Here is a 9,017-nt window from a genome sequence, read left to right as displayed (position 1 = left end):
ATCGGTTTTCGCTTTTGATTTTTCTTTTTCTTTTGATCTTCCCGCGGTGCGCAGGAAACCGTCCGTGGCCGCGWGGGTGGGTTGGCTGGGGGCGTGAGCCGCATGGATGCGGCGACCGAGCTTACATGGACGTACTTGCAGCGTCCCCCAGCCAACCCACCCTCCCGGCCCACCCGATATCCAGCAGACATAACCACCGCGGAGGGGGCGGCGCCCGATGGCCGGCACTCTCCACACGTCCGTTAACACCGACCATGGCATGCTCGGCGCTCAGTCCACCCGGAGCCTTGGCCATGCGCCTGTTGACCCGCCTCATCCCATTGTTGCTGCTGGCCTCCCTGCTGTCCGGCTGCGGCTACAACGCCATCCAGCAGAAGGACGAAGCGGTCAAGGCCAGCTGGTCCGAAGTGCTCAACCAGTACAAGCGCCGCGCCGACCTGGTGCCCAACCTGGTGCAGACCGTGAAAGGTTTCGCCAGCCAGGAAGAACGGGTGCTGACCGAAGTCACCAACGCCCGTTCGCGCGTTGGCCAGATCAACGTCAACGCCGACGATGAAGCCTCGCTCAAGCAGTTCCAGCAGGCCCAGGGCGAACTGGGCAGCGCGCTGTCGCGCCTGCTGGTGGTTACCGAGAACTACCCGGTGCTGAAGTCCGACCAGAACTTCCGCGACCTGCAGGCGCAGCTGGAAGGCACCGAGAACCGCATCACCGTTGCCCGTGGCCGCTACATCCAGCAGGTCCAGGACTACAACACCTACATCCGCTCGTTCCCGCAGCTGATCACCGCCAAGATCTTCGGCTACCAGCCCAAGCCGAACTTCACCGTGGAAAACGAAGCGCAGATCTCCAACGCGCCGGCGGTTGATTTCGGCAACGCGCCGCAGCAGCAGCCGGCCCCGGCTCCGGGCCACTGACCGATGCGCCTGGCCGCCACACTGCTGGCCCTGCTGCTGTGGCTGCCGGTGACCGTGCAGGCGCAGACGCTGGCGCCGATTCCGGCGCTGGATTCGCCGGTGGTCGACACCACCGGCACGCTGGATGCCGCGCAGAAGCAGGCGCTGGTGCAGCAGGCGCTGGACCTGCAGCAGCGCAAGGGCAGCCAGATGCAGGTGCTGGTGGTGCCGACCACGCAGCCGGAAGACATCGCCCAGTACACCACCCGGGTGTTCGACCAGTGGCAGATCGGTCGCAAGGGCGTGGATGACGGCGTGCTGCTGGTGGTGGCCAAGGACGACCGGCGGGTGCGCATCGAACCGGGCTATGGCCTGGAAGGCGCGATTCCCGACGCGATCGCCAACCGGGTGATCCAGGAATACCTGGTGCCACGCTTCCGCGCCAATGACTATGCCGGCGGCATCACCGAGGCCACGGCGGTGCTGGTGAGGATCATCGACGGCGAAGCCCTGCCTGCGCCGGTCAGCAGCCAGCAGGGACGCGCCCCGGACGGGGGCGGTGATACCTGGATCCTGGCGTTGTTCATCGGCGTGTTCGCCGGCAGCATCCTGCGCGGCGTGTTCTCGCGGGTACCGCGTCCGCTGCGCGGCCTGCTGGGTGGCGCTGGAGCGGCGGTAGCCGCCTTCCTGTTCACTTCCACCTTGCTGGCCAGTGGCCTGGCCGGCGTGGTGGGCCTGGTGGTGGCGATGTTGTCCGGCCATCCGGGGCGTTTCGCCGGCGGTGGCGGTTGGGGCGGCGGTAGCTGGGGCGGCGGCGGCTTCGGCGGCGGGGGTGGGTTTGGCGGCGGCGGCGGCTGGGGCGGCGGTGGTGGCCGTTCCGGCGGCGGCGGCGCGTCGGGAGGCTGGTGATGATCCAACGTCTGTGCAGGCATCTGTTTTCGCCATCGGTACGGCGGGCGTTCCCGCCGGCCACGCTGCAGGCGATCACCGAGGCGATCGCCGCGGGCGAGCAGCGCCATGGCGGCCAGGTGATGTTTGCCGTGGAGGCCGATCTGCCACTGCATGCGCTGTGGCACAAGGTCACCCCGCGGCAGGCGGCCGAGCATGCCTTCGCGCGCCTGCGCACCTGGGATACCGCGCACAACAACGGCGTGCTGATCTACCTGCTGCTGGCCGACCACGCCATCGAGATCGTGGCCGACCGTGGCCTGCACGGGCGGGTCGCGCCCGAGCAGTGGCAGCGGGTCTGCACGCATCTGCGCGAAGGCCTGCGCGGCGCGCAGCCGGTGGCGGCGCTGCGCGATGCCATCGACGAGGTTTCCTCCCTGGTGGAAGGGCACTTTCCGGCCTCGGCGCGGTCCGATCAGGACGGCTTGCCGGACACGCCGCAGATCCTGGGCTGAAGCCCGGCAATCGGGCGATGGCGGCCACCACGAGGCCGCTCCCGGGCGGCGCTAGAATATCGGCATCCCTGCAAGGCGCCCTTCATGATCTATTTCCACGACATCGACCCCATCGCCCTCTCGTTGGGACCGATCAAGGTGCACTGGTACGGCATCATGTACCTGCTCGGCTTCACCGCCGCCTGGCTGCTGGGGCGCAAGCGGATCGCGGACGGGCGCCTGCCGGGCGTCGATGCCAACGGCTTCTCCGACCTGCTGTTCTACGCCATGCTCGGCGTAGTGCTGGGCGGGCGCATCGGCTACATGCTGTTCTACGCGCTGGGCGATTTCCTGCACAACCCGTTGCTGCTGTTCAAGGTGTGGGATGGCGGCATGAGCTTCCACGGTGGCCTGCTCGGCGTGATCGCGGCCTGCTGGTGGTGGTCGCGCAAGCATGCGCTGCACTTCTTCGACACCATGGATTTCATGGCGCCGCTGGTGCCGCTGGGCCTGGGCTTTGGCCGCATCGGCAACTTCATCGGCGCCGAGCTGTGGGGCAAGTACACCGACGGCAGCTGGGGCGTGGTGTTCCCTTCCGGCCTGCCGGCACCGTTGAACCAGCTCGACCACGCCACCCTGCAGTCGCAGTTCGCCAGCGGTGCGCTCAACCAGTTCGCGCGCCATCCGTCGCAGCTGTATGAAGCGCTGCTGGAAGGGCTGGTGATGTTCGCGGTGTTGTGGACGGTGTCGGCCAAGCCGCGCCATCGCTATCTCATTGGCGGCCTGTTCGCGCTGCTGTATGGCATCTTCCGCTTCGCCGTCGAGTTCGTGCGCATGCCCGACAACGGCGTCTACGTGGCCTTCGGCTGGCTGACCAAGGGCCAGATCCTGTGCGTGCCGCTGATCGCCTTCGGCCTGGTGCTGCTGGTGATGTCGCGCCGCGCGCCGGTGCTGCAGCCGCAGCCGCTGGTGACGGCGGAGGGCAGGGCATGAAGGCCTACCTGGACCTGCTCTCGCACGTGCTCGAACACGGCGCGGAGAAGAGCGACCGCACCGGTACCGGCACCCGCAGCGTGTTCGGCTGGCAGATGCGCTTCAACCTCAACGACGGCTTCCCGCTGGTCACCACCAAGAAGCTGCACCTGCGCTCGATCATCCACGAGCTGCTGTGGTTCCTGAAGGGCGATACCAACATCGGTTACCTCAAGGACAACCAGGTGCGCATCTGGGACGAGTGGGCCGACGAGAACGGCGACCTCGGCCCGGTGTACGGCAAGCAGTGGCGCAGCTGGGCCACGGCCGACGGCGGCCAGATCGACCAGATGCAGTGGCTGGTGGACGAGATCAAGCGTAATCCGGATTCGCGGCGGCTGGTGGTCAGTGCCTGGAACGTGGGCGAGCTCTCGCAGATGGCGTTGATGCCGTGCCACAACCTGTTCCAGTTCTACGTGGTCGACGGCAAGCTCAGCTGCCAGCTGTACCAGCGCAGTGGCGACATCTTCCTCGGCGTACCGTTCAACATCGCCAGCTACGCACTGCTGACCCACATGGTGGCCCAGGCCACCGGCCTGGGCGTCGGCGATTTCGTGCACACGCTGGGCGACGCGCACCTGTATTCGAACCACTTCGAGCAGGCCCGCGAGCAGCTGTCGCGTGAACCGCGCGCGCTGCCGACGCTGTGGTTGAACCCGGAGGTGACCGATCTGTTCGGCTTCCAGTTCGATGACATCCGCATTGATGGCTACGATCCGCATCCGGCGATCAAGGCGCCGGTGGCGGTATGAGCGCGCGCCCACGCGTTGCGGCGCTGCTGGCGTTGGCTGGCCTGGCGCCGCTGAGCCTGGTGCAGGCGGCGCCTGCAGACACCCTCGCATTGGCCCGGCAGGTCAACGAGCAGATCGTGCACAAGCACATGCGCGGGGAATTGCAGCGCTTCGTCCGGACGCTCGATGGCAGCGCGCCACTGCCCAGCGACATGCCGGCCGGCTGCCAGGCACAGATGCGCGAAGCGGTGACCGGCATGTACGCGGCGATGGCCGAACACCTGAAGGCTGGCATCGAAGAACCCGCCTATCAGCATGAGCTTGAGCAGCGCCTGGCGGTGGTCTATTCCAGCAAGGATCTGCAGGGATTCCTGGCGCGCAGCGGCAGCACCGACGTTGCCACGCTGTCCAGGGACATCCTGTCGGGACCGGGCCTGAAGGAGATCGAGGACGCGCAGATGGACAGGATCCTCGAAGGCCTGGACGAGAATTCCACGTCGAACCCGGCGCTGGCTGCGGCGCTGCGCGCGGCCAGTGCCGCCAACGAGGCCTGTACACGCCTGCAGATCGACGCCGGCTGAGGAGGCCGCACCATGAAACTTTCGATGATCGTTGCACTGGATCGCAATCGTGGCATCGGCCAGGGCAACGCCATGCCCTGGCACCTGCCGGACGACTTCAGGCACTTCAAGGCGTTGACCCTGGGCAAGCCGATCCTGATGGGGCGCAGGACCGCCGAATCGATTGGCCGCGTGCTGCCCGGCCGAACGAACCTGGTGCTGACCCGCAGCGGCCAGGTGCCGTTCGAGGGCATGCGCGCGGTGGCCTCGCTGGACGAGGCGAAAGCGATTGCAGAGGGCGAGGGCGCCAGCGAGCTGTGCATCATTGGTGGCGGCGAGATCTTCCGCCAGCTGCTGGACCAGGCCAGTGATCTGTACCTGACCTGGGTGGATGCCGAAGTACCGGCCGATACCCATTTCCCGGAGGTGGATGAGCGCTTCTGGCAGGAGGTGGCCAGTGAGCCGCACGCGGCCGATGAGCGTCACGCCTACGCGTTCCGCTTCGTGCATTACGTCCGCCGCTGAGCGCGGCGTCCTGTAGAGCCCGGCCGTGCTCGGCTCTACAGGATCGTTCTACGGCATCCGGTAGTGGCCGATGATGGTGTGCTGGAACAGCAGGTTCTCTTCCCGCGTACCGCGCGCGATGTTGTGCAGTACCAGCGGCGTGCCGTAGGCCAAGCGCCGGTCGGAAACGATGCCTACGTGCAGCAGGCCGTTGCCGTTGAGCTTCCAGGCCACGATGTCGCCGGCAGCGAAGTCGCTGGGAAGGGCACTGATCGGTTGCTGCCAGCCGTGGCGGTCGAACCAGCGCATCAGGTTGGGCACGCGCCGGTGGTCGATGTTCCGATCCGGTCGCGACAGGCCCCAGAGGGCCGGATAGGCGCTGAAATCAGCGCGCATGTCTTCGTTCACGCGGACCTGCAGGTCCAGCCCCTGCGTACGCAGGGCGCGGACCACCACGTCGGTGCATACGCCGCGATCAGCGGGCACGTCGCCACCGGGGTAGGCCAGTACCTGATAGGCAGGGTCGTAGCGGGTGGTGACGCCGATCTGTGCGCGTGCGGCAGCGACCAGCGGCGGCGAAGGTGCAGGAGCTGATGCAGGGGCGGCGGTAGCGTCGGCGCCGGCAGTCGCTGGCGACGATGAGGGCTGGCAGCCGCTGGCCAGGGCCAGCGTCAGCAGCAGCACCGTCCATGGTGCGCGGTTGCCGGGCGTCATGCCGAAGGAGGCGTTCCGTTGTTGTTGCCACCACCGCCACCACCACCACGGCGGCGGCGCCGGCGCGGACCACGGTTGCCCGGGGCGCCAGCCGTTGCAGCGTTGCCGTTGCCCTGGCTGTTGTCCTTGCCTGCCGTGCGCTCGTGTGCCGGTCGCGCGGGCGGCCGCGCGTTGGCGACCGGTGCCGGTACGTCGCGTCCCGGTACCTGCACCACGCGCAGCTCATCGGTGTCGAGCTGGATCGCGGTGAGCTTGCCACCCCACACGGCACCGGTGTCGATCGCGTGGATGCCCTGGGTGATGGTCAGGCCGAGCGCGGACCAGTGGCCGCAGACCACCTTCAGGTCGCGTTCGACCCGGCCCGGCACTTCGAACCAGGGATACAGCCCCTGTTCCTGGGTGCCCGGCGTGCCCTTGTCCTCGATGCCGATGCGGCCGCGCGAGGTGCAGTAGCGCATGCGCGTGAGCACGTTGATGATCGCCCGCGAGCGCTCGTAGCCGGTCAGGTTCGGCGCCCAGCTGGGCTTGTCGCCGTACATGTTGCGGAACAGCTTGCGGTAGCCGGCGCCGTGCAGCTGCACTTCCACTTCGGCCGCATGCTTCTCGGCCATCTGCGTGGTCCACTTCGGCGCCAGGCCGGCATGCACCATCATCCAGCCAAGCTCGCGGTCCACGTGCACCAGCTTCTGCAGGCGCAGCCAGTCCAGCAGCACATCGCGGTCTTCGGCCTGGACGATGCGCAGCAGGTCCGGGTTGACCTTGCGCTGCTCTTCCTCGGTGCGCGCACCGACGGCCAGCAGGGAAAGGTCGTGGTTGCCGAGCACCACCACGCTGTGTTCGCGCAGCGAATGCACCAGCCGCAGGGTTTCCAGTGACTGTCCACCGCGGTTGACCAGGTCGCCGCAGAACCACAGGGTGTCCTGCGCCGGATCGAACCGGATCTTCTCCAGCAGGCGCTGGGTTACGTCATAGCAGCCTTGCAGGTCGCCGATCGCCCATACACTCATCGTTCGGCCTCCGTGTCAGTGCAGGGTGCGCGGGATGGCCAGCACGAAGGGTGCGACCGGCGCGGCGAATTCGGTGCCGTCGTCGGCCACCATGTCGTAATGGCCCTGCATCGTGCCGTGCTCGGTGCCGAGCATGACACCCGAGGTGTAATGGAAGTCTTCACCCGGACGCAGTCGCGGCTGTTCGCCGATCACGCCATCGCCATCGACATGCTCGACGCGGCCATTGGCATCGGTGATGCGCCAGTGGCGTGCGACCAGGCGCGCGGCAACGCGGCCCTGGTTGTGGATGCGGATCGTATAGGCGAACGCATAACGACCGTCTTCCGGCGCGGATTGGTCGTCGAGGAAGCGCGGGGCGACTTCGACGGAGATGGCATAAACGTCAGCGTCTTCCATACCGGCAGTGTAATCAGGTGGCATTGGCCAAAGCGATGAATTCAGCCACGTCCAGCTGTTCGGCGCGGGCATCGGGGCGCACGCCGGCGGCCACGAACTGCTCGGCGCTGACCACGTTGTTCAGGGCATTGCGCAGGGTCTTGCGGCGTTGGCCGAAGGCGGCCTTGACCACCTCGGCGAAGCGCTTGTGGTCCTTGATGTCGATGCTGGCCGGGTCGCGCGGTACCAGGCGCACCACGGCCGAATCGACCTTCGGCGGCGGCCTGAACGCACCCGGCGGCACCACGAACAGCGAGGTCACCTCGCAGTAGGCCTGCAGCATCACGCTGAGGCGGCCGAACACCTTGCTGCCGGGACCGGCAGCCATGCGGTCGACCACTTCCTTCTGCAGCATGAAGTGCATGTCCGAGACCACCGCAGCATGTTCCAGTGCATGGAACAGGATGGGCGAGGAGATGTTGTAGGGCAGGTTGCCGACCAGGCGGATCGGCTGTCCGTCGGCCAGCTCGGTGAAATCGACCCGCAGCACGTCGCGGTTGACGATGGTCAGTTCACCCAGGGGCTCGGCGGCGGCGGTCAACGGCGCGATCAGGTCGCGGTCGAACTCGATCACCGTCATCTTCGGGTGCACGCGCAGCAGCGGCAGGGTGATCGCACCCTGGCCCGGGCCGATCTCGACCAGGCGGTCGCCGTCCTTGGGATTGACCGCCATCACGATCTTGTCGATGTAGTAGCGGTCGGCAAGGAAGTGCTGGCCGAGCTGCTTCTTGGCCGGGGCGGAAAACACCGGGCCGGAGGGGGAATGCGGGGAAGTCATGTGCTCAGTGTACGTTGCCGCGCCAGCCGCGCACACAGCGTTGTGGCGGCCTGCAGGCTGGAAGGATCGGCAATGCCGCGGCCGGCAAGATCCAGCGCGGTGCCGTGGTCCACCGCCACGCGCGGATAGGGCAGGCCCAGGGTCAGGTTCACCGCCTGCTCGAAGCCGGAGTACTTCAGCACCGGCAGGCCCTGGTCGTGGTACATGGCCAGCACGGTGTCGAAGCCGGCCAGCTTGGCGGGCAGGAACGCGGTATCGGCCGGCAGCGGACCGATCAGGTCCATGCCCTCGCTGCGCAGGCGCTGCAGCAGCGGGATGACCAGATCCAGTTCCTCGCGACCGAGGTGACCGTCTTCGCCGGCGTGCGGGTTCAGGCCAAGCACGGCGATGCGCGGTGCGGGCAGGCCGAACTCGCGGCGCAGCGCGGCATGCACGGTGCGCAGGGTGTGTTCCAGGCCGGGCGCGGTGATCGCATCGGCAACCTCACGCAGCGGCAGGTGGGTCGTAGCCAGGGCAACGCGGACGATGTCGTTGGCCAGCATCATCACCACCTTCACACCGGCCTGGTCGGCCAGCAGTTCGGTGGTGCCGCTGTAGGCGATGCCGCCCTGGTTGATCACCGCCTTGTGCACCGGGCCGGTCACCACGCCGTGCAGTTCACCGGACAGGCAGGCCTGGCCCGCACCGAGCAGGGCACCGATCACCGCACCTGCATTGGCAGGGTCGGTATGGCCGAAACGGCTGGGGGCGCTGTTGGCGACGGCGCGCAGGCGCAGATCGCCGGGGACGCGTGCGTGTGCGTCCTCGGGCAGCAGTTGCAGGGGCAGATCCAGCGCGGCTGCGGCCGCGCGCAGGGTGTCCGGATCGGCGAATGCCAGCAGCCGGCAATCATCGCGCGGCTGCTGGACCAGTCGGACACACAGTTCCGGGCCGATCCCGGCGGGCTCGCCCGGTACCAGAGCGAGCTCGGGGAGCATG

The 9,017-nt window shown here is 67.6% G+C and carries 12 protein-coding genes; 7 read left to right on the top strand and 5 right to left on the bottom strand.

What is annotated here, in order from left to right; genetic code table 11:
* Nucleotides 1-293: 293 nt before the first annotated feature.
* The 7 genes from AC1DCU_RS19790 to AC1DCU_RS19760 all read left to right on the top strand — a co-directional run bounded on the left by AC1DCU_RS19790 (nucleotide 294) and on the right by AC1DCU_RS19760 (nucleotide 5,123).
* Nucleotides 294-914: a LemA family protein gene (locus tag AC1DCU_RS19790; RefSeq protein WP_025877902.1), complete on the top strand. Its 621-nt coding sequence runs from the start codon at nucleotides 294-296 to the stop codon at nucleotides 912-914.
* A 3-nt stretch (nucleotides 915-917) separates the two neighbouring features.
* On the top strand, nucleotides 918-1,802 hold the full coding sequence (locus AC1DCU_RS19785; protein WP_033830385.1) for a TPM domain-containing protein: 885 nt from the start codon (nucleotides 918-920) through the stop codon (nucleotides 1,800-1,802).
* Entirely contained in the window at nucleotides 1,802-2,296 is a 495-nt protein-coding gene (locus tag AC1DCU_RS19780) for a TPM domain-containing protein (protein ID WP_333622759.1), read from the top strand. Before AC1DCU_RS19785 ends, AC1DCU_RS19780 begins: the two co-directional genes overlap by 1 nt.
* 84 nt (nucleotides 2,297-2,380) lie before the next feature.
* Complete coding sequence (gene lgt, locus AC1DCU_RS19775; RefSeq protein ID WP_025877907.1) at nucleotides 2,381-3,268, top strand: prolipoprotein diacylglyceryl transferase; 888 nt, start codon at nucleotides 2,381-2,383, stop codon at nucleotides 3,266-3,268.
* Nucleotides 3,265-4,059 carry a thymidylate synthase gene (locus tag AC1DCU_RS19770; protein ID WP_033830389.1) on the top strand — a complete coding sequence of 265 codons (795 nt, stop codon included), beginning with the start codon at nucleotides 3,265-3,267 and terminating at the stop codon, nucleotides 4,057-4,059. Before lgt ends, AC1DCU_RS19770 begins: the two co-directional genes overlap by 4 nt.
* Nucleotides 4,056-4,619 carry a hypothetical protein gene (locus AC1DCU_RS19765; RefSeq protein WP_032974939.1) on the top strand — a complete coding sequence of 188 codons (564 nt, stop codon included), beginning with the start codon at nucleotides 4,056-4,058 and terminating at the stop codon, nucleotides 4,617-4,619. The genes AC1DCU_RS19770 and AC1DCU_RS19765 overlap by 4 nt, the downstream gene beginning before the upstream one ends.
* A gap of 12 nt (nucleotides 4,620-4,631) precedes the next feature.
* On the top strand, nucleotides 4,632-5,123 hold the full coding sequence (locus AC1DCU_RS19760) for a dihydrofolate reductase (RefSeq protein ID WP_442252177.1): 492 nt from the start codon (nucleotides 4,632-4,634) through the stop codon (nucleotides 5,121-5,123).
* 48 nt (nucleotides 5,124-5,171) lie between these two features.
* Here the strand turns inward: AC1DCU_RS19760 and AC1DCU_RS19755 are convergent, their stop codons facing one another.
* The 5 genes from AC1DCU_RS19755 to pdxA are packed head-to-tail and all read right to left on the bottom strand — an operon-like array spanning nucleotide 5,172 to nucleotide 9,016.
* Complete coding sequence (locus tag AC1DCU_RS19755) at nucleotides 5,172-5,816, bottom strand: DUF1287 domain-containing protein (RefSeq protein WP_442252178.1); 645 nt, start codon at nucleotides 5,814-5,816, stop codon at nucleotides 5,172-5,174.
* Nucleotides 5,813-6,823: a symmetrical bis(5'-nucleosyl)-tetraphosphatase gene (locus AC1DCU_RS19750; protein ID WP_033830390.1), complete on the bottom strand. Its 1,011-nt coding sequence runs from the start codon at nucleotides 6,821-6,823 to the stop codon at nucleotides 5,813-5,815. The genes AC1DCU_RS19755 and AC1DCU_RS19750 overlap by 4 nt, the downstream gene beginning before the upstream one ends.
* A 15-nt stretch (nucleotides 6,824-6,838) precedes the next feature.
* A complete protein-coding gene (apaG, locus tag AC1DCU_RS19745; protein ID WP_025877914.1) occupies nucleotides 6,839-7,222 on the bottom strand; it encodes a Co2+/Mg2+ efflux protein ApaG in 384 nt (127 codons plus the stop codon).
* Between the two features lie 13 nt (nucleotides 7,223-7,235).
* Complete coding sequence (gene rsmA / locus AC1DCU_RS19740) at nucleotides 7,236-8,039, bottom strand: 16S rRNA (adenine(1518)-N(6)/adenine(1519)-N(6))-dimethyltransferase RsmA (RefSeq protein WP_025877916.1); 804 nt, start codon at nucleotides 8,037-8,039, stop codon at nucleotides 7,236-7,238.
* Nucleotides 8,036-9,016, bottom strand: coding sequence for a 4-hydroxythreonine-4-phosphate dehydrogenase PdxA (gene pdxA / locus AC1DCU_RS19735; RefSeq protein WP_282280400.1), 981 nt, complete (start codon nucleotides 9,014-9,016; stop codon nucleotides 8,036-8,038). The genes rsmA and pdxA overlap by 4 nt, the downstream gene beginning before the upstream one ends.
* Between the last annotated feature and the right edge of the window lies 1 nt (nucleotide 9,017).

The organism is Stenotrophomonas sp. 10L48 (genome assembly GCF_056395105.1).
The sequence above is the reverse complement of the archived record's forward strand: the minus strand, read 5'-3'. Positions and strand labels throughout refer to the sequence as shown.